The sequence below is a fragment of the Delftia sp. DT-2 genome, from assembly GCF_028401915.1.
GTDB classification, from domain to species: Bacteria; Pseudomonadota; Gammaproteobacteria; order Burkholderiales; family Burkholderiaceae_C; genus Comamonas; species Comamonas tsuruhatensis.
Window position 1 is genome coordinate 268,331 of sequence record NZ_JAQOTI010000002.1, and the last position, 19,284, is coordinate 287,614.

The 19,284-nt window shown below is 68.9% G+C and carries 19 protein-coding genes; 4 read left to right on the forward strand and 15 right to left on the reverse strand.

All coding sequences use genetic code 11. The annotated features are described in order from the left end of the window. Window positions 1-142 precede the first annotated feature (142 nt). Window positions 143-1,126 (forward strand): aldo/keto reductase, encoded by a 984-nt coding sequence (locus PO605_RS03755; protein ID WP_047472828.1) that lies wholly within the window; start codon window positions 143-145, stop codon window positions 1,124-1,126. Between the two features lie 22 nt (window positions 1,127-1,148). Here the strand turns inward: PO605_RS03755 and PO605_RS03760 are convergent, their stop codons facing one another. Genes PO605_RS03760 through PO605_RS03770 form a run of 3 tightly spaced genes read right to left on the reverse strand, consistent with a single transcriptional unit; the run spans window position 1,149 to window position 3,473 of the window. Then, a complete protein-coding gene (locus tag PO605_RS03760) occupies window positions 1,149-1,478 on the reverse strand; it encodes a DUF1840 domain-containing protein (protein WP_016446603.1) in 330 nt (109 codons plus the stop codon). A 33-nt stretch (window positions 1,479-1,511) separates the two neighbouring features. Continuing rightward, entirely contained in the window at window positions 1,512-2,840 is a 1,329-nt protein-coding gene (locus tag PO605_RS03765) for a class I SAM-dependent methyltransferase (RefSeq protein ID WP_016446604.1), read from the reverse strand. A gap of 24 nt (window positions 2,841-2,864) precedes the next feature. Further along, the gene (locus PO605_RS03770; RefSeq protein ID WP_016446605.1) at window positions 2,865-3,473 is read right to left on the reverse strand and encodes a hypothetical protein; all 609 of its coding nucleotides are present in this window, start codon (window positions 3,471-3,473) and stop codon (window positions 2,865-2,867) included. 22 nt (window positions 3,474-3,495) lie between these two features. Between PO605_RS03770 and PO605_RS03775 the strand changes: the two genes are divergently transcribed. Then, entirely contained in the window at window positions 3,496-4,785 is a 1,290-nt protein-coding gene (locus PO605_RS03775) for an aminopeptidase (protein ID WP_272206156.1), read from the forward strand. Here PO605_RS03775 and PO605_RS03780 read toward each other — a convergent pair. Continuing rightward, window positions 4,737-6,164, reverse strand: a complete 1,428-nt coding sequence (locus PO605_RS03780; RefSeq protein WP_043789275.1) for an ATP-binding protein — start codon at window positions 6,162-6,164, stop codon at window positions 4,737-4,739. The two genes, PO605_RS03775 and PO605_RS03780, sit on opposite strands and share 49 nt — an antisense overlap. Then, the gene (locus tag PO605_RS03785; RefSeq protein ID WP_016446608.1) at window positions 6,157-6,831 is read right to left on the reverse strand and encodes a response regulator; all 675 of its coding nucleotides are present in this window, start codon (window positions 6,829-6,831) and stop codon (window positions 6,157-6,159) included. Before PO605_RS03785 ends, PO605_RS03780 begins: the two co-directional genes overlap by 8 nt. Window positions 6,832-6,980: 149 nt before the next feature. Between PO605_RS03785 and PO605_RS03790 the strand changes: the two genes are divergently transcribed. Next, the gene (locus PO605_RS03790; RefSeq protein WP_272206107.1) at window positions 6,981-8,747 is read left to right on the forward strand and encodes a phosphoethanolamine transferase; all 1,767 of its coding nucleotides are present in this window, start codon (window positions 6,981-6,983) and stop codon (window positions 8,745-8,747) included. Between the two features lie 18 nt (window positions 8,748-8,765). Here the strand turns inward: PO605_RS03790 and PO605_RS03795 are convergent, their stop codons facing one another. From PO605_RS03795 to PO605_RS03820, 6 genes are all read right to left on the reverse strand, one after another. Then, entirely contained in the window at window positions 8,766-9,281 is a 516-nt protein-coding gene (locus tag PO605_RS03795; RefSeq protein WP_082001457.1) for a nucleoside deaminase, read from the reverse strand. Between the two features lie 14 nt (window positions 9,282-9,295). Continuing rightward, on the reverse strand, window positions 9,296-10,063 hold the full coding sequence (locus PO605_RS03800; RefSeq protein WP_012203071.1) for an ABC transporter permease: 768 nt from the start codon (window positions 10,061-10,063) through the stop codon (window positions 9,296-9,298). Window positions 10,064-10,079: 16 nt separating this feature from the next. Then, complete coding sequence (locus tag PO605_RS03805) at window positions 10,080-10,922, reverse strand: ABC transporter ATP-binding protein (RefSeq protein WP_017406667.1); 843 nt, start codon at window positions 10,920-10,922, stop codon at window positions 10,080-10,082. Window positions 10,923-10,990: 68 nt separating this feature from the next. Then, window positions 10,991-12,028, reverse strand: coding sequence for an ABC transporter substrate-binding protein (locus PO605_RS03810; protein ID WP_017406666.1), 1,038 nt, complete (start codon window positions 12,026-12,028; stop codon window positions 10,991-10,993). Between the two features lie 55 nt (window positions 12,029-12,083). Beyond that, window positions 12,084-12,599 carry a nucleoside deaminase gene (locus tag PO605_RS03815; protein ID WP_047468392.1) on the reverse strand — a complete coding sequence of 172 codons (516 nt, stop codon included), beginning with the start codon at window positions 12,597-12,599 and terminating at the stop codon, window positions 12,084-12,086. Window positions 12,600-12,609: 10 nt separating this feature from the next. Further along, the gene (locus PO605_RS03820) at window positions 12,610-13,638 is read right to left on the reverse strand and encodes an ABC transporter substrate-binding protein (protein ID WP_047468389.1); all 1,029 of its coding nucleotides are present in this window, start codon (window positions 13,636-13,638) and stop codon (window positions 12,610-12,612) included. 597 nt (window positions 13,639-14,235) lie between these two features. Here PO605_RS03820 and PO605_RS03825 point away from each other — a divergent pair. Next, window positions 14,236-15,258, forward strand: coding sequence for an isopenicillin N synthase family dioxygenase (locus PO605_RS03825; protein ID WP_047468388.1), 1,023 nt, complete (start codon window positions 14,236-14,238; stop codon window positions 15,256-15,258). An 88-nt stretch (window positions 15,259-15,346) separates the two neighbouring features. Here the strand turns inward: PO605_RS03825 and PO605_RS03830 are convergent, their stop codons facing one another. The 4 genes from PO605_RS03830 to PO605_RS03845 all read right to left on the reverse strand — a co-directional run bounded on the left by PO605_RS03830 (window position 15,347) and on the right by PO605_RS03845 (window position 19,087). Beyond that, window positions 15,347-15,601, reverse strand: coding sequence for an acyl-CoA-binding protein (locus PO605_RS03830; RefSeq protein ID WP_012203065.1), 255 nt, complete (start codon window positions 15,599-15,601; stop codon window positions 15,347-15,349). 115 nt (window positions 15,602-15,716) lie between these two features. Then, window positions 15,717-16,496 carry an ABC transporter ATP-binding protein gene (locus tag PO605_RS03835; RefSeq protein ID WP_047468382.1) on the reverse strand — a complete coding sequence of 260 codons (780 nt, stop codon included), beginning with the start codon at window positions 16,494-16,496 and terminating at the stop codon, window positions 15,717-15,719. Between the two features lie 180 nt (window positions 16,497-16,676). After that, window positions 16,677-17,894, reverse strand: coding sequence for a M20 aminoacylase family protein (locus PO605_RS03840; protein ID WP_272206112.1), 1,218 nt, complete (start codon window positions 17,892-17,894; stop codon window positions 16,677-16,679). Between the two features lie 35 nt (window positions 17,895-17,929). Next, window positions 17,930-19,087: an ABC transporter substrate-binding protein gene (locus PO605_RS03845; RefSeq protein ID WP_016446617.1), complete on the reverse strand. Its 1,158-nt coding sequence runs from the start codon at window positions 19,085-19,087 to the stop codon at window positions 17,930-17,932. Window positions 19,088-19,284 lie beyond the last annotated feature (197 nt).

The window sequence follows — 19,284 nt, forward strand, 5'->3', positions numbered from 1 at the left end:
CCTTGGTTTTCCTGGAAAGCCCTTGCGGAGAGCCTTTGCGGAAATGTTTTCCGGAAATGGAAGATCGAAGCGCGATTTTCTCAGTAGGCAAGCCCACCCCGGAAAACCATACTGGCCCCTTGTTTCAGCAAGAGGATATGCAATGCAACAACGCACACTTGGCCACGATCTGCAGGTATCCGCCCTGGGCCTGGGCTGCATGGGCATGAGCGAGTTCTATGGCCCGCGCGACGACGCCCTGGCGCTGCAGGCGCTGGACCATGCCGTGGAGGCCGGCATCGACTTCCTGGACACGGCCGATGTCTACGGGCCGCACCACAACGAGGAGCTGATCGGCCGCTTCCTGGCATCGCGCCGCCCGCGCGTGAAGATCGCCACCAAGTTCGGCATCGTGCGCAAGGCCGGGGAGTACCGGCGCAGCATCGACAACAGCGCGCAGTACGCGCGGCAAAGCTGCGAGGACTCGCTGCGGCGCCTGGGCGTGGAGCGCATCGACCTGTACTACGTGCACCGCGTCGATGCCACGCGGCCCATCGAAGAGACCATGCAAGGCCTGGCGGGCCTGGTGCAGGAAGGCAAGATCGCCCGCATCGGCCTGTGCGAGGTCAGCGCAGCCACGCTGCGCCGCGCCCATGCCGTGCACCCGGTGGCGGCGGTGCAGACCGAGTATTCACTGTGGACGCGCGAGGTGGAGGACGAGGTGCTGCCCGCCTGCCGCGAGCTGGGCGTGGGGCTGGTGGCCTATTCGCCGCTGGGGCGCGGCTTTCTCACGGGACGCTTTCATGGCGGCACGGCCTTCGAGCAGGGCGATTTCCGAGCCAGCCTGCCGCGCTTTCAGCCCGGCAACATCGACACCAACCAGGCCCTGGTGGGTGCCGTATCGGCCCTGGCGCAGCGCAAGGGCAGCACGCCTGCGCAGATCGCCCTGGCCTGGCTGCTGGCCCAGGGGCCGGACGTGGTGCCCATTCCGGGCACCCGGCGCATCGCCCATCTGCAGGACAACCTGGGCGCGCTGTCCGTGGCACTGACGCCCGGCGAGCTGGACGAGCTGCGGCGCGCCAGCGACGAGCTGCCCGTGGCCGGGCAGCGCTATACGGAGGAAGGCATGAAGGGCATCAACGCCTGACGGGCCAGCGGGGGCCGCCGGCTTACCAGGTGACGTCGCTGTTCTCGGCGGCGCTGCGGCGCAGCATGTCGATCATGGGCGCAGCGCGCTGGCGCAGGCTGACGGCATCGCGTGCGCCCGGTGCGGCATTGTCCTGGTCGCCATCCTGCGCATCCTCTTCCTGGTTGGCCTTGCGGCGGGCATCGTCATCGGCCACGGCGGCTTCCAGCGCATCGATGGCGGCCGGGATCTGCTGGACGGTGATGATGCCGCTGGCGCCGGGCGTCTTGCCGACGATCTCCAGGACCTGGCGGCCGTTGGATTCGAGCATGATGACGTCGGCCGTGGCACGGGACTTGAACTTGTAGAGCATGGCTATCCTTTTTCTGTGTGGCGTGTCATGCACTCAGCGGTACATGTACTCGCGGTTGAAAGCATAGTCCGATTGGGCTCCCACCATGGACCCCGACTGCAGCCGTCCGTCGGGATGCGTGCACAGCATCTGGTGCAGGGCGATCCAGCCGCGCTCGAAGCCCATGGCGCAACCCGCCAGATAGAGCCGGTAGGCGCGCAGCACCTTGGCGGCACCTTCGGCATCGGCATGCTGCTCAAGGATACGCTGCGCCTGCGGCAGCTGGGCTTCCAGTGCGTCGGACCAGTTCCACAGCGTGCGTGCGTAGTGGGGCCGCAGGTTCTCCGTGTCCACCATTTCCAGCCCGCTGTGGCCCATGTCGTGCAGCACGCGGCTCACATGCATCAGCTCGCCGCCGGGGAAGATGTAGCGGTCGATGAACTCGCCCATGCCCGCGCCCAGCTGGGTGTTGTCCACGCCGCCCGCGGTGATGCCGTGGATCAGCGCCATGCCGCCCGGGCGCAGCAGGCGGTGCACGGTCTGGAAGTACTCGGGCAGCTGGGCCTGGCCCACATGCTCGAACATGCCCACCGAGCCTATCTTGTCGAAGGGCTGGCCGGGCGCCAGCGCGCGGTAGTCCAGCAGTTGCATGTCCACCCTGCCCTGCAGGCCGCGCTCGGCAATCAGCTGCTGCACATGGCGGTGCTGGTTGTGCGAGAGCGTGATGCCCGTGGCCGTGACACCGTAATGCTCGGCCGCCCACAGCAGCAGCGCGCCCCAGCCCGCGCCGATGTCCAGGAAACGCTCGCCGGGCCGCAGGTCCAGCTTGCGGCAGATGTGGTCGAGCTTGGCCTCCTGGGCCTGGGCCAGCGTCATCTGCGGATCGCGGAAGTAGGCGCAGGAATAGACGCGGCGCGGGTCCAGCCACAGGCCGTAGAAGTCGTCGGAGATGTCGTAGTGGAACTGGATCTGCTGGGCGTCGCGCGCCAGCGTGTGCGCGGCCATGGAGCGCATGCGGGCCATGGCATGCACCCACCAGTGCGATGTGCCGCGCACCGGATCGGATTGCAGCAGGCTGGCGGCCACCGCCATCACGTCGCGCATGCGGCCATCGATGCGTACCAGCCCCTCCACGATGGCACTGCCCAGTGTCCCTATCTGCCCCGCCGCCAGGCTGGCCATGGCCGCCATGGACTGGAAATGCAGCACCACCTGCGCATCCGCAGGACCGGCGCGCTGGCCGGACGGCAGGATCACGGCCACGGGAACAGGGAGAGACGCCAGCCGCGCCTCGATGGAGCTCAGCACTTGTGTCATGGCGTTCATTTTTGACAGCAAGCCGCACTGCGTCAATCGCAGCCTGGGCTGTGCATGGCGGGGCATGGCGCCCCGCCACAGAAGGGGCGATCAGGCGATCAGCTGCCTGTAGTCGCGCCGTGTCTGGTCACTCACCGAAGCAAGCACTTGCTCGAAGGGCGTCTTGTGCCGTGCGACCAGCCGCAGGGATGCCACGGCGCGCGATTTGCAAAACCAATGACAGGTGTACTGCATGAGCAACAGCTCGGCCGTCATCATGAAGGCGCGCGCACGGCGTTCTTCCTCGGTGGCGCTGTCGGCCACGCGCACGGAGGCAATGCCGCGCGCATGCAGCTGCATGGCTTCGCGCAGATCGAAGCCGGACGACGGGAACAGCCGGTCCAGATAGGGCAGCGCCACGGGCAGCGTGCTCACGCGCGTGAGCTGCGGATCGGCCGAGGCCATTTCCTTGGCAAAGCGCTGGAACTGCTCGACCAGGCTGGTTTCGGTGTTGTCCAGCACGGTCCAGATCTGGGCGCGGCGCTGCTCGTCGTTCTCGCCCAGGGCGCGCAGATAGCCTTCGATCAGGCCGCCCATCAGCTTCTCTATCTGGAAACGCCCCAGATACTGGGCCAGCAGCAGGGTATGCCGGCGCTGCTCCTGCGTCTTGAGAAGGTAGATTGCGATGAAGACAATGATCGCCAGCGTGAAGAAGTCCATGAAAGCAGCAAGGGGGCCAAGGGTGCGTGAAGGCTTGAGTGTAGTCAGGCGCGGCCTGCCCGCGATTTTGGCGGGCATAGGCCTGCTGCTGGGCGGCTGTGCCAGCACGGGGGCCGGCGGCGACGGCCTGGGCTATTACTGGCAAAGCCTGCGCGGCCAGATACACCTGCTGCAGGCCAGCCGCCCCATTGACGACTGGCTGCAGGACGACAACCTGGCACCCGCGCTGCGCGAGCGCCTGCTTGCGGCCCAGCGCATGCGCAGCTTCGCCGTGCAACGGCTGGGCCTGCCCGACAACGCCAGCTACCGCCGCTACGCCGATCTGCAGCGGCCCTTTGCCGTGTGGAACGTGGTGGCCGCGCCGCCCGACAGCCTGGAGCTGCACCGCTGGTGCTTTCCCGTGGCCGGCTGCGTGGGCTACCGGGGCTACTTTTCCGAGGCAGACGCCGTGGCCCAGGCCCGGCTGCTGGCCGACCAGGGCCTGGAGTCCGGCAGCTACGGCGTGCCCGCCTATTCCACGCTGGGCTACCTGAACTGGCTGGGGGGCGATCCGCTGCTCAACACCTTCGTGGGCTGGGGCGAGGGCGAGTTCGCCGGCCTGCTGTTCCATGAGCTGGCCCACCAGGTGGTCTACGTGGCCGGCGATACCGCCTTCAACGAATCCTTTGCCACCACCGTGGAGCGCCTGGGCACGCCGCTGTGGCTGGCCACCGAGGCCGGCCCCGCCGCCCGCGCACGCTGGGATGCAGGCCAGCTGCGGCGCGCGCAGTGGCGGGCGCTGACCGGCCACACGCGCCAGGCGCTGCAGCAGCTGTACCAGGACCCGCAGCAGCGCGGCCCCGCCATGCAGCAGGCCAAGGCGCAGATCTACCAGCAGCTGCGCAGCGACTACGCTGCGCTGCGCGCGCAATGGCGCAGCGCCGATGCAGCCTTGCTGACCACCGACGCGCAGCGCCAGCTCTACGACCGCAACCAGGCGCGGCTGGACCAGTGGGTGGCCGATGCCAACAACGCCAGCTTCGGCGCGCTGGCCGCCTATGACGACTGGGTGCCGGCCTTCACCGCGCTGTGGCACCAGGCCCAGGCCCAAGCAAAGACCCAAGCTCCGGCCCAGGCCCAGCCCGGCAACGAGGCAATCCAGGGCTGGCAGCGTTTCTATGCCGAGGTGCGGCAGCTGGCCGCCCTGCCCGCAGCGCAGCGCAACGCCAGGCTGTGCAGGCACATGCCGGCCGATGCGCCCCTGCCGTCTGCCTGCGACCCGGCTCAGGCCGGGGCGTCGGGATCCGCGGACGGATCGCGCCCCGGCAACTGAATGCGTGCCAGCAGGCCGCTGGAGCTGCCAGGCGGTGGCGACTGCAGCTGCAGGCTGCCGCCGTGCTGGGCCACGATCATGGACACGATGGACAGGCCCAGGCCATAGCCCGGCGATGCCAGTTCGCGCACGGCGCCCTGGGGCAGGCGCAGATCGTCCACATGGCGCACATGGCGCTCGCGCGCGGTGCCCAGCGCCACGGCGTCCATGCCCGGCCCCTCGTCGCGCACCTGGACGGTATGGCTGTCGCAGACTTCGAGCAGCACCTCCGAGCCATCGCTGTAGCGCAGCGCGTTCTCCACCAGGTTGCGCAAGGCAATGGCCAGCGTGTCCACGTCGCCCGCCACCGGCCCGCAGGGCTGCTCGGGCAGCACCACGTCCAGCCGCAGCTGGGTGGATTCGTCCTGCTGCCAGAACTCGGAGGCCACCATGCTGGCCAGCGTATCCAGCCGCACATCGTCCTGCGCCAGCGCCGAGCCCGAGGCCGCGCGCGACAGCTGCAGCAGCTTTTCCGTGCGCTGGCTCAGCCGCTCCAGCGCCTCGTGCGCGGCCCGCACGTCGGCGTTGTCCACGCCACGGTCCAGGGCCGTCTGCAGGCGCAGCGTGGCCACGGCCAGCGGCGTGCGCAGCTCGTGGGCCGCATTGGCGGCCATGGAGCGCTCCACCTGCAGCGCATGCGACAGGCGCTGCATCAGGTGGTTGATGCCCCGGCCCAGCCGCCACAGCTCGCGCGGCATGGCGTCCAGGTCCAGCGGCTCCAGGTTGGAGCCGCCGCGCTCGCTCAGCTGCAGCTGCATGTCGCGCAGCACGCGCAGGCGCCGCCGCGCGGTCACGCGCAGCGCCCAGCCCATGAGGGCGAGCATGACCAGCATCACCGAGCCCAGCGCCAGCAGCGCCCGCTGCAGCGCCTCGCTGCGCTCGACCATGGGATCGGCCAGCATCAGGAACAGCGGCTGCCGGGGATGGGCCACCACATAGATGCGCCAGCCCTCGCGCTCGTAGAAGCCCTCGCGCATGGGCACGGCAAAGGCCGCCACGGGGGCGGCCTGGGTGCGCAGCAGCACGTTGCCGCGGCCGTCCTGCAGCTGGTAGACCAGATCCTCGGCCTCGTCGCCCGGCTGCGAGGCCACATGCGGGCGCTGCACGCCCTCGCGCGAGTGGTCTTCCTGTTCCAGCTGGTGCACGGCCACCTCCAGCAGGCGGTGGCCGCTGTCGATCATTTCCTGGTCGAAGTTGTGGTGCACGATGTGGCTGACATACCAGGCCAGCGCCAGCACGCAGGCCAGCCAGACGGCGGCCAGGGCCAGTGTCAGCTCGCGGGCCAGCTGGTCGGCCAGACGGGGCGGCAGCGCCAGGCTGTAGCGCTGCGGCTCATCCATGCTCGAGGGCCAGGCGGTAGCCGGTGCCGCGCACGGTCAGGATGCGGTCGCGCCCGAGCTTGCGGCGCAGCCGGCTGATGAACACTTCCAGCGTGTTGCTGTCGGCCTCGGCATCGAAGCCGTAGAGCGCATCGAGCAGATGCTCGCGCGCGTGCACACGCTGCGGCTGGGCCGTGAGCACGCGCAGCAGCGCCCATTCCTTGGGCGTGAGCAGCAGGGTGCGGCCGGCATCGCGCACCATTTCGCGGGCCAGGTCGATCTCCAGCGTGCCCATGCGCAGCACGGCGTCCTGCCCGGCCTGCATGCCGCCGCCGCGCCGGCTCACGGCGCGCAGGCGGGCCAGCAGTTCCTCGGGGTCGTAGGGCTTGACCAGATAGTCGTCGGCCCCCGCATCCAGCCCGCGGATGCGATCGCTGACCTGGTCGCGGGCCGTCAGCACGATGGTGACGGGAGGCTGCGCCAGCCGGCGCAGCGTGGGCATGAGCGCCAGGCCGTCACCGTCGGCCAGGTGCAGGTCCAGCAGCACGGCCGCGTAGCTGGCACCGGCCAGGCAGGCGCGCGCCTGGGCCAGCGAGGGCACGCTGTCGATCAGAAAGGCCTTGGAGCGCAGATAGCTGCCCACCGCCTGGGCCAGAGCCTCATCGTCTTCGACCAGCAGGATTCGCATGGGAGGTTGGGCCTTCGCACGTCAGGATGCGCACCGGATACGGACTGAACAAGCGTGGCGCAAGGGGGGGGGCGGCAGGGGTTCAAGCTGAACGGAGTCTGAACGCCGGGTTCAGATGTTCTTAAGCTGCGAATTCTACGCTCGCGGCCATGTCAGAACGCCTGCTCGCCCGCCCCCCCTTTGCCGGCTCCTCCGGCACCGGCCAAGCCCCGGCCCCATCTTCTGCCCAGCCTGCCCAGGCGGCCCCCGCCAGCCTCGCGGCACGGCTGCGCAGGGCCTGGAGCGCACCGCGCTCGCCCCAGGCCGTGGCCCTGGTGCTGGCGCTGTGGCTGCTGGCCACCGCCAACTGGGCGCTGTGGCGGCGCCTGCCCCACCTGGAAGGCTATGACGGCAGCCTGGCCGCCCTGGTGCTGCGGCTGCTGCCCCTGGGCCTGGGCGGCCTGCTGCTGCTGCTGTCGCTGACGGCCTGGCCGCGCGGCATGAAGCCGCTGTGGATTGCCCTGCCCTGGATTGCCGGCGCGGCCCAGTACTTCATGACCGCCTACGGCACGGTGATGGACGGCGGCATGATCAACAACATCCTGCAGACCGACCTGCGCGAGAGCAGCGACCTGTTCAACCCCCAGCTGCTGCTGCAGCTGCTGCTGGTGGCCGGACTGCCCACGGCCTGGCTGCTGCGGCTGCGCGTCATCCGCCCGCGCCGCAGCATGCAGACCGTGCTGCGCACGCTGGCGCTGCTGGCCGCCTCGGTGCTGCTGCTGGCGGCCTCGGTCTTTGTCTCCTACCGCGAGCTGGCGCCCGTGGTCCGCAACAACCTGTGGATGCGCCACATGCTCAATCCGGTCAGCCCGGTGCTGGCCTCGCTGGACGCGGTGCTCAAGCCCATCCTGCGGCCCAAGCGCCCGTTTGCCAGCATTGCGGCCGGCGCCACGCTGGGGGCCACCTATGCGGCCGAGCGCAAGCCGCCGCTGTTCGTCATCGTCGTGGGCGAGACGGCGCGCGCCGCCAACTGGGGCCTGAACGGCTATGCGCGCGACACCACGCCCGAGCTGGCCAGGCGCCAGGTGCTCAACTGGAGCAACGTGACCTCCTGCGGCACCAGCACGCGCGAATCCGTGCCCTGCATGTTCTCGCACCTGGGCCGCACCGGCTTCTACAAGAGCAAGGTGGACTACGACAACCTCGTGGACGTGCTGTACAGCGCCGGCCTGGCCGTGCTGTGGCTGGACAACCAGGCCGGCTGCAAGGGCGTGTGCGAACGCATTCCCAACGCCAGCACCGCCGACCGCCTGGACACGCCCGACGGCAAGGCGCTGTGCTCCAGCGATGGAGAATGCCTGGACGGCATCCTGCTCAGCGGCATCGACGAACGCATCGCCGCGCTGCCGCGCGAGCGCCGCGAGCGCGGCGTGGTGCTGGTCATGCACGAGATGGGCAGCCACGGCCCGGCCTACTACAAGCGCTCCACGCCCGAGACCAAGGTCTTCCAGCCCGAATGCCTGACCAATGCGCTGTCCAGCTGCTCGCGCGAGCAGGTGGTCAACGTCTACGACAACTCCATCCGCTACAACGACCACTTCCTGTCGCAGACCATCGACTGGCTGGCAAGCCAGCAGTCGCGCTACCAGACCGGCATGGTCTACATGTCCGACCACGGCGAGTCGCTGGGCGAGATGGGCATCTACCTGCACGGCATGCCCTACGCCATGGCGCCCGACGAGCAAAAGCACATTCCCATGATTGCCTGGCTGGGCAACCTGGGCGAGCGCACCGGCGTGTCCGAACGCTGCGTGCGCGGCCAGCTGGACGCGCCGCTGTCGCACGACAACCTCTACCACACCACCCTGGGCCTGCTGGACGTGACCAGCCCCACCTACCAGAAGCCCCTGGACGCGCTGGCCGGCTGCCGCAGTTGAGCCGCCCGCGCAGGCGGCTCAGCCCTGTTGCCAGAAGCCCCGGTGCGGCGCCAGCATCTCCTCCTGCAGCGCAGGCACGGGCCCCACGACCTGCACGCTGCGCTGCCCGCGCGCGAAGACCTCGCGACAGGGCAGGGACAGCGTGGGATTTTCGGGATGGTCGCCCGTCAGCGCCAGCAGCGCCGTTTCCTCGGCGCCGTAGAGCACACGGCCTATGCCGGCCCAGTAGATGGTTCCGGCGCACATGGCGCAGGGCTCGAAGGTGGTGACCAGGGTGCACTGCGCCAGGTAGGCGCCCGGATAGTTGGCGGCGGCCGTGCGCGCCAGCGTGGACTCGGCATGGTTCACCGTGTCGATGTTGCCCTGCTCGGCCAGCACGGTCTCGCCATCGGGCGCCAGCAGCAGCGCGCCAAAGGGATGGCGGCCCATGGCCATGGCCCGCCCGGCCACGGCGCCTGCGCGCCGCAGCTGGCGGGCCGCCTGTTCGTCGGTCAGGGGCGTCATGGAAGGTGTCGTCGCGGGTGCGGGCGTCATGGCCGGATTTTCCCTCACTCGCCCTGCGAGCCGCGCCGGGCCCAGCCGGTGGTGCGCTTTTCGATGGCGCTGAACAGCTCGTACATCACCATGGCCATGGCGCCCACCACGATCAGGCCGGCAAAGGCCAGGCCCATCTGCATGGACGAGCCGGCCGACACCAGCAGGTAGCCGATGCCTTCGTTGGCCGCCGTCATCTCGCTGACCGTGGTGCCCACGAAGGCCAGGGTGATCGCCACCTTGAGCGAGCCGTAGAAGTACGGCATGGAGCGCGGCAGGCCGACCTTGATCAGCACGTCCCAGCGCCGGGCGCCCAGCACGCGCAGCACATCCTCCAGCTCGGGCTCCAGCGTGGCCAGGCCGGTGGCGATGTTGACCATGATGGGAAAGAAGCTGATCAGGAAGGCCGTGAGGATGGCCGGTCCCGCGCCGATGCCGAACCAGACCACCAGGATGGGCACGAAGGCCGCCTTGGGCAGCGCGTTGAAGGCCGTCATCAGCGGATAGAACGCCGCATAGGCCAGGCGCGAGGAGCCGATCAGAAAGCCCAGCAGCACGCCCACCACGATGGCGATGCCAAAGCCCGCCATCGTCACCCAGTAGGTGCGCCAGGCGTGGGCGGCGATGATGCCGCTGAACTCGGCCAGCTGCCGGCCGATGGCCCAGGGGCTGGGGAAGATGAATTCCGAGACCTCGAAGGCCGAGCAGATGACCTGCCACAGCAGGATGACCGCCAGCAACAGCACCCAGGGCGCCCAGCGTTCCGCGTATTTCTTGTGCATGTGAATCTCCCCCGTTCTATTGTTGGATGGCCGCGCCGGTCTTGCGCATGGCGCCGATGTGGCCGCGCAGCTCGTGCACGATGTCGGTGAATTCGCGCGTGTAGGTCAGCTCCAGCTCGCGCGGGCGCGGCAGCTCGATGTCGCGGCGCACCACGAAGCGGCCCGGGCTCTTGCTCATCACGTACACGGTGTCGGCCAGGAAGACGCTCTCGCGCAGGTCGTGCGTGACCAGGATGACGTTGAAGCGCTGCTCGGCCTGCAGGTCGCGCAGCACGCACCACAGCTCCTCGCGCGTGAAGGCGTCCAGCGCGCCGAAGGGTTCGTCCAGCAGCAGCATCTGGGGCTCGTGGATCAGCGCGCGGCAGATGCTGGCGCGCTGCTGCATGCCGCCCGACAGCTGCCAGGGGTACTTGTCCTCGTAGCCGCCCAGGCCCACCTTCTGCAGCAGGGCGCGCGCACGCGCCTCGTACTCCTTGCGCTTTTGGCGGAACTGCGAGCGGTGCGGCTCCACGATCTCCAGCGGCAGCAGCACGTTGTCCACCGTGGTGCGCCAGGGCAGCAGCGACGGCGCCTGGAAGGCCATGCCCGAGATCTTCAGCGGCCCGGTCACGCGCTCGCCGTTGACCATGACGCGGCCCATGGACGGCATCTTCAGCCCCGTGGTCAGCTTCATGAAGGTGGACTTGCCGCAGCCCGAGGGGCCGACGATGGCGATGAACTCGCCGCGCCGCACCTGCAGGTCGATGGCCTCGACCGCGAAGTGGTTGGCGCGCAGCAGCTCCTCGTTGTAGGCAAGCCAGACGTCGCGGAACTCGACGAAGAAGGCGTCGTCATCGCCGTGGGATGTGGAGGAATTCATGTCAGGCAGCAGGCAAGGGCCGGCGCGTCGCCCGCTGGCGCACGCGCACGGTGTCAATCACTTTGTCGTCACTTCTTGGGCAGGATGTTCAGCTCGGCCGCGGACGGCAGGAAGCTGCCGTTCCAGACCTCGGCCGGGTTCACGCGCGTCTTGGTGGCGTAGACATCGGAGACCTGCGACGCCATCAGCGACAGCCGTGTGGGCACGACCTGGCCAAAGCCTTCGGCACGCGCGTCGGCGCTGTTGACCACGGTGTCGATGGCCAGCTGCAGGCGGCGCGTCTCCAGCTGGGTGTTGACGATGCCGTCGCGCTCCTTCACGTAGGCAATGGCCGCGCCCGGGTTGGCGATGACTTCCTTGGCCCCCTTGGCGAAGGCCTGCAGGAAGGCCTTGATGGCCGCCGGGTTCTCCTTGATCAGCTTCGGGCTGGCGATGATGGCGTTGCCGTACAGCTTCACGCCGAAGTCCGCATAGGGCATGACCACCACGTCGGCGGCCTTGATGCCGCGCGCCTCCAGGTTCAGCAGCGAGGTGAAGGTGAAGCCCGTGATGGCATCCACATCGCCGCGCACCAGCATGGTCTCGCGCAGCGGCGGGTCCATGGCCGTCCACTGCACGGTGCCGACCTGGTTGGCCTTGGCGAACAGCGGGAAGGCGCGGCGGCCCGCATCGAACACGGGCGCGCCCAGCTTCTTGCCGGTGAGGTCGGCCGTCCTGGCGATGCCGCTTTTCTTGAGCGCCATCACCGAGGCCGGCGTGTTGTTGTAGACCATCATCACGGCCACGGGCTTGTTGGGCATGTCCGGGTTGTTGGCCTGGAACTCCATCAGCGCTGCGATGTCGGCAAAGCCCAGGTCATAGGCGCCCGAGGCCACGCGCTGCACCACGCCGCCCGAGCCGCTGCCGGCATCGACCGTGACATCCAGGCCCGCGTCCTTGAAGTAGCCCTTGGCCACCGGCTGCAGGAAGAAGGCGGCCGGCCCCTCGAAGCGCCAGTCCAGCTGGAACTTCAGCGGCGTGGCCGCGTGGGCCTGTGTATGGGCCGTTGCCAGGCCCGCGCTGGCGGACAGGGCCAGGACGGTGTGCAGGAACAGTCGTTTTTGCATGGTGGGCTTCCTCTCTGGTGGTCAAAAGAAACGGTGGGGACGGAACGGGGCCGGGTCAGCTTTTCCAGGCGCCCTGGTGCGATGCGGCGGCCTCGCCGATCAGCGCCGGGCCTACGCATTCGATGGCGTGGGACGAGGCGGCGAACACATCGCGGCAGGACAGCTCGGCATCCTTCTGGTCCAGGCGCTCGCCGCGGAATTCGCGCAGGCGCACGGCGTCTATGCCGTAGACCACGCGGCCTATGGCCGACCAGAAGATGGCGCCCGCGCACATCACGCAGGGCTCGGCCGATGAATACAAGGTGGCTGCGGACAGCGCCTCGCGGTCATGCAGGGGGCTGGCCAGGCGGATGGCCGACAGCTCGGCATGGGCCGTGCAGTCGCCGCTCTCGCCGTTGGCGTTGGAGGCCTCGGCCAGCACGCGGCCATCGGCGGCCACGATGAGTGCGCCGAAAGGGCGATTGCCGCGCTGGCGCGCGCGGTCGGCCATGGCGATGGCGCGGCGCAGGTACAGGCCGTCGCGCTCGTCGAGCGAGGCCTCAAGGGGCAGTGAAACGGTGGCGTGGTCCATGTGCACTCCCTCAGGCCTTGGCCATGCGCGCGGCCAGCGGCGGCAGCAGGCTGCGGTTGAAAAGCGCGTCGGCCGACACGGGTGCCTTGAGGCCGAAGACCTGGCTGACCTGCTCGGCCTGTCGGGCCAGCAGCTGCGGGTCGATGTCGCCCAGGCCGTGGCGCTGCGTATCGGGCGCGGCCAGGTATTGCGAGGTGATGGCCCAGCGCGCCAGTTCCAGCTTTTCATCCAGGATGGGCTCGCGCTGGCGCACGGCGGCCACGGCCAGCGAGGGCTGGGCCAGGCATTCGATGAGGGCACGGTTGCTGGCACGCAGGAATCCCGCCACCAGCGCCGGCTGCTCGGCCACCAGAGCGCTGGAGGCCAGGATGGCATTGCCGTACAGCTGCACGCCCGCATCGGTGTAGCGCAGCACCGACAGCTCCTCGGGCTTGATGCGTGCGAACAGCGACACGGCCGAGTCATGGAAATAGGTGGCCGCATCCACATCGCCGCGCACCACCACGTTGTCGCGCGCCGAGAACTCCGTCGTGGTCCAGGCGAACAGGTCGGCCGGCAGGTTCTGGCGCTGCGCGACCAGGGGCCAGACGCGGCGCGTGGACTCCACGGCGGCGGCGGCCACCTTCTTGCCCTTGAGGCTGGCGAACTCGCCCGTGATGCCCCGGTCCTTGCGGCCGATGATGGCGAACGGCGCGCGGTTGTAGTACTGGTAGACGGCCTGCACGCGCGCCGCGCCCGCGTTCTGCGCATTGAACTCGATCAGCGAGCTGATGTCGCCCAGGCCCAGCTGGTAGGCGCCACTGGCCACCCGCGTGATGGATGCCACCGAGCCCGAGCCCACGTCGATGCTCACGTCCAGCCCCTCGTCACGGTAGTAGCCCTTTTGCAGCGCCACGAAAAAGGGCGCGGTCTGCGAGGTCACGCGAAAGTCCAGCGTGAACTTCAGCGGTGTCAGCGCCTTGCCCTGGGCGAAGGCCCCGGGCATCACGGCACTGGCAGCGGGAAGGGCGGCGGCGGCAAGGAAATGGCGGCGTTGCATGGTGGAACTCTCAGTCGCTATCAACATGGGGACCGGCCGCTGGCATGGGGCCGGGCGGCTGGCGTGACATGAGCAATTTCCGGGCAACGCGCACTGGGCGCGTGCTGAACGCTTCTACTCGTTCGTCCTTGTATGCAAAGTGCGTACCACCCCCTGAGTCGCTTCGCGCCTTCCCCCTCTCTCGCTGCGCGGGAGGGGGACGACACCCTCGGTGCGGGGCGGCCCTTCCTCGGCGTCACTGGGCTGGGCCGCGCCGGTTTTCGACGCGGCGGGCATGCATCAGATTGGTGCCAGATGGTTCCGATGCGGCGCGTGCACCAAGCTGCCCGGCCCTCTTGCACCACGATGGAACGCAGGCGGCCATGAACCGGCCTTCGCGGGCTGGCGCGCTGTTTGCTTGGGTGGTTGGCAAGAGTAGAAGCGTTCAGCTTGCCGGCCTGTGCCGGCGCGGGTCATTGCTCTTGAAGCGGGTGCGGGAGCGGCGTGGCTGCGACCTGTGCCCTGTCAGCCACTTCAAGAGCGACGGGCGGGACCGGTGTTTTTTTGCGCCGGCCGCTGCGTGCCTTGCCACTGCCTTTGCGGCAAAGGAAACAGACCATGAACATGCTTGCCAACTCCACCCTGCCTTCGGCACCGGCGTCAGATTACGCGCTGGGTGAACTCGCCAAGGAGGCCCGCATGGGCGGCCAGGGGCAGGAGACGCGCGCACGGGAGGTGCGCGTGATCGACATCTCCGACTTCGACCGCCGCAAGGCCGAGATCGCCGATGCGATCTGGCAGGCCTCGGTGGAGATCGGCTTCTTCCAGGTGTCGGGCCACGGTATTCCCCAGCCCGATATCGATGCGGCCTTCGGGCGTGCCGAGCAGTTGTTCGCGCTGCCGCGCGAGGTGAAGGCGCAGTGGCCGCTGTCGCGCAATGCGGGCTGGGAGCACAAGGCGCAGATCCGGCCTTCCACGCGCACGCCCGACCAGAAGGAGTCCTACCAGGTGACGCGCCCGCGCATGGCCGGCCTGTGGCCCACGCAGCAGGAGCTGCCGGGCTTTCAGCAGGCCACGCTGGACTTTGAGCGCCAGTGCTGGCAGGTGGGCATGCAGCTGCTGTCGTGCTTTGCGCACAAGCTGGGCTTTGATGCGGACTTCTTCACGCGCGCCCACGACCCTTCGGTGCCCGCCTACCAGAGCACGCTGCGCATGCTGCACTACTTCGCGGTCGATCCCGCGCTCAAGGATGAGCTGGGCCTGTGGCGCGCAGGCGCCCACACCGACTTCGACTGCCTGACCCTGCTGTTCCAGCGCGCGGGCCAGGGCGGCCTGCAGGTGCTGCCGGGCAAGGAGATGGAGGGCCAGCAATGGACGCCCGTGGACCCCGTGGAGGGCGTGATCACCTGCAACATCGGCGACATGCTCACGCGCTGGAGCGACGACCAGCTGCCCAGCAACTTCCACCGCGTGCGCAATCCCCTGCCCCATGAATACCAGGGCGCGCGCTACAGCCTGGCCTTCTTCTGCCAGGCCAACGAGGACGCGGTGATCGAGGGCCCGCAAAAGAAGTACCCGCCCATCACGGGCGCGGAGTACCTGCGCCAGCGCATCAGCGCGAACTTTTCCAACAAGTACTGAGCCCGGCCGGGGCCGTGGCCGTGGCCGGAAACGACAAGGCCCCGGAGTCCGGGGCCTTGCCTGTGTCTGCGATCGGTGGTGGTGTTGATCAGCGCAGCGATTCGATCAGGTCGATGTACTGCTGCTTGGCATCGTCGGCCGAGGTGTCCTTGAGCTTTTCCCAGGCGTCCCACTTGGCGCGGCCGACCATGTCGGTGAAGCTGGGCTTCTTGGCCTCGTTGTCGCCTTCGGTGGCCTGCTTGTACAGCGCGTAGAGCTTGAGCAGCGTGGCGTTGTCGGGGCGCTCGCTGATCGAGGTGGAGTTCTTGACGGCGGCCTCGAAGGCGGCGTTCAGATCGGACATGGCGGGTCTCCTGGTGGGCGTTTCGTGTAGCGGCACAGTGTAGCCAAAAAAGCAGGAATTTAGAACGACCGTGCTTTTTTCACTGTCATCCGAACCGAGACCGGCTACGCCCCTCCTATGCTGCGCTGCACAGGTGCCCGGCCATGGGCCATAGGTCTGCCTCGCAAGGCACGGGGGCCGGCGCCTGGCCCCGGGCGCTGTCCGGTTGCAGGATGCGGCCGTGCTCCATCACGACCACGCGGTCGGCGACGGCGAAGGACTGCTGGCGGTCTTGCGTCGCATAGACGGCCGTACAACCCAGGCTGCGCAGCAGCCGGGGAATTTCCTCGCACAGGCGCTCGCGCAGGTTGCCGTCGAGGCCGGACAGGGGTTCGTCCAGCAGCACCAGGCGCGGGCGCTCCACCACGGCGCAGGCCAGCGCCGCGCGCTGCTGCTGGCCGCCCGACAGGCTGCCGGGAAGGCGCTCGCCCATGCCCTGCAGCCCGACCAGGCCCAGGGTCTGCTGCACCCGCTCGTGGATCTGCGCGCGAGGCAAGCCGCGCATCTCCAATGGGAAGGCCACGTTGGCCTGCAGGCTCATATGGGGCCAGAGCGCATGGTCCTGGAGCACCAGGCCCAGGTCGCGCCGCTCGGGCGGCAGGGACTGCGAGGCGCTGGCCACGCACTGCCCGCCCATCCAGACTTCGCCGCGGCTGGGCTGCTCCAGCCCGGCCAGGATCTTGAGCAGGGCGGTCTTGCCGCAGCCCGAAGGACCCAGCAGGGCCAGCACCTCGCCGGGCGCGATCTTCAGGCTGATGTCCTGGAGCACGGCACGCCCGCCGTGGATGCGCTTGAGCTGCCGGGCTTGGACGGCCACGCCCTGCGCGGCGGCCGTGGAGGATTCGATGGAGGTCACAGGGACCGCATGCTAGGTGCGGTGTGTGACATGCCGGTGTCAGCGCTCTACCGCCTTGCACATCACTCACGGCCGTCGAAACTGGCGCCACCAAGCGAGGGACACCAAGGAAGGGCCGCCCCGCACCGAGGGTGTCGTCCCCCTCCCGCGAAGCGAGAGAGGGGGAAGGCGCAAAGCGCCTCAGGGGGTGTGTTGCGTAGCCTCGCTCAGCCAGCGCTGGGCCAGCTTCACCCAGAACGTGGCGCCCTGCGGGATCAGCTGGTCGTTGAAGTCGTAGCTGGGGTTGTGCAGCGTGCAGGGACCGCCGCCGTGGCCGATGGCGCGGTGGTCGCCGTCGCCATTGGCGATGAAGCAGTAGGCGCCGGGCTTTTCCAGCAGCATGAAGGCGAAGTCCTCGGCGCCCATGGACGGCTCCTGAGGCAGCACGTTGGCCTCGCCCACGACCTCGGCCATGACGCGGCGTGCGAACTCGGCCTCGGGGGCGGAGTTGATGGTGGGCGGGTAGTTGCGCACGAACTCGAACTCGCAGCGCGTGTCATGCGCCGCGCAGATGCTCTCGGCCAGGGTCTTCATGCGCCGCTCGATCAGGTCCAGCACCTCCAGCGTGAAGGTGCGCACCGTGCCCTGCAGCTCCACGCTGTCGGGCACCACGTTCGTGGCCTCGCCCGCATGGACCATGGTCACCGAGACCACGCCCGCCTCGATGGGCTTGACGTTGCGGCTGACGATGGTCTGCAGGCCCAGGATGAGCTGGGCCGCCACGGGCAGCGGGTCGATCACCATGTGCGGCATGGCCGCGTGGCCGCCCTTGCCGCGCACGACGATGCGGAACTCGTTGCTCGACGCCATGGCCGGGCCTGGGCCCACGGCCATGGTGCCGGCCTTCATGCCCGGCCAGTTGTGCATGCCGAACACGGCCTGCATGGGGAACTGGGTGAACAGGCCGTCCTCGACCATCTCGCGCGCCCCGCCGCCGCCCTCTTCGGCCGGCTGGAAGATCAGGTGCACCGTGCCCTCGAAGCTGTCGCGGTGCGCGGCCAGGTACTGCGCGGCGGCCAGCAGCATGGCCACGTGGCCGTCATGCCCGCAGGCATGCATTTTTCCGGCATGGCGGCTGGCGTGCTCGAAGGTGTTGAACTCCTGCATGGGCAGGGCGTCCATGTCGGCGCGCAGGCCGACGGCCCGGCCGCTGGCGCCGCCGTCACGGCCGTGGATGGTGCCCACCACGCCCGTGCGGCCCAGGCCGCGGTGCACGGCAATGCCCCAGCCTTCGAGCTGCCGGGCCACCAGGTCGGCGGTGCGCAGTTCCTCGAAGCACAGTTCGGGATGGGCATGTATGTCGCGGCGCAGCGCGGTGATCTCGGGTGCGTGGTCCAGCAGTTCCTGCAGCAAGGCCATGGGGTTCTCCTTCTAGAGCGTGTTATGCAGCAAGCCTAAACCCGGACCTTGCCGTCGCCGGTCAGCATGGACAACTCCACGAAGCGCGGCTTGGCCGATTGCGGCTTGAAGGCCAGCGGGAAGCCGGCCACTTGCTGGCCGTGCATGGCGTCGAGCGCGGCCACCAGGCCGTCGCGCGTGGGCTTGCCCGAGGCCGAGGCCTGGCGCAGCGCATCGGCGAACACGCGTGCCGCCAGATAGCCTTCCATGCTGGAGTAGTTGGGCGTCAGCTTGCCGCCGCCCTTCTGGATGGCCGCCAGGAAATCGCGCGTGATCTGGCGCGAGGTCTGGAAGGGCGAGGGCACGACCTGGGTGACGACCACCCCTTCGGCATCCTTGCCCAGCGTCTGCGCCAGTGCCTGCGAGCCGACGAAGGAGACGTTGTAGAACTGCCCGCCAAAGCCCGCCTGGCGCGCCGCGCGCACAAAGGCCGCGCTGGCCGAGTAGGTGACGATCTGCACGATCACATCGGCGCCCAGCGGCACCAGCGTCTTGACGGCCGCCGCCACATTGTTCGAGTTGCGCTCCACCGTGGCCGCGCCCACGGGCTCCAGCCCCTTGGCGGCCAGCGCCGCCTTGACGCCGGCCAGGCCCGATTCGCCATAGGCATCGTTCTGGTGCAGCACGGCCACCTTCTTCAGGCCCAGGCCCGTGAGGTGCCGCACCATCAGCGCCGTCTCGTCGGCATAGGAGGCGCGCACGTTGAAGACCAGTTGGGCCAGCTGGGGCTGGCGCAGCGCGTCGGCGCCCGTCAGCGGCGCGAACAGGGGCACGCGCGCCTTTTGCAGCAGCGGCAGCGCGGCCATGCTGGTGGAGGTGCCCACGTAGCCGAACAGCGCGAACACGTCGTCGGACAGGAAGCGCTGGGTATTGGCCGCGCAGCGCTCGGGCTCGTAGCCGTCGTCCATCACGCGCAGTTCGATGTTGCGCCGGGCAATGCCCCCCTGCGCGTTGAGCTGTTCGAAGTACAGCTTGGCGCCTTCATGGAAGGGCTGGCCGATCTGTGCCGCGGGGCCCGTCATCGGGCAGGACTGGCCCAGCACGATGGTGCCTCCCGCGTCCTGGGCGCGCACTGCGCCGGTCCAGGTGGCGGCAGCCGCCGTGCTGGCTGCGATGAACTGTCTGCGGCTGAACGCCGTCTTGGGTCGGAGCATGAACTTGCCTGTTTTTGTCACTGGAATCGGCGCCGTTGCTGCGTGCAGCCGGCTGCAAGGGTCCGCATAATAAAGACAAGCGGCGATTGCGGCATGCAAGACCGGCACCGCCCCTTGCCCGTGACGGCCTTTTTCTGTTTTTCCGGCTTTCACGGTTCTTTCGCAAAGTCCCCACCCTGTCCGAGACCGCTGCCACC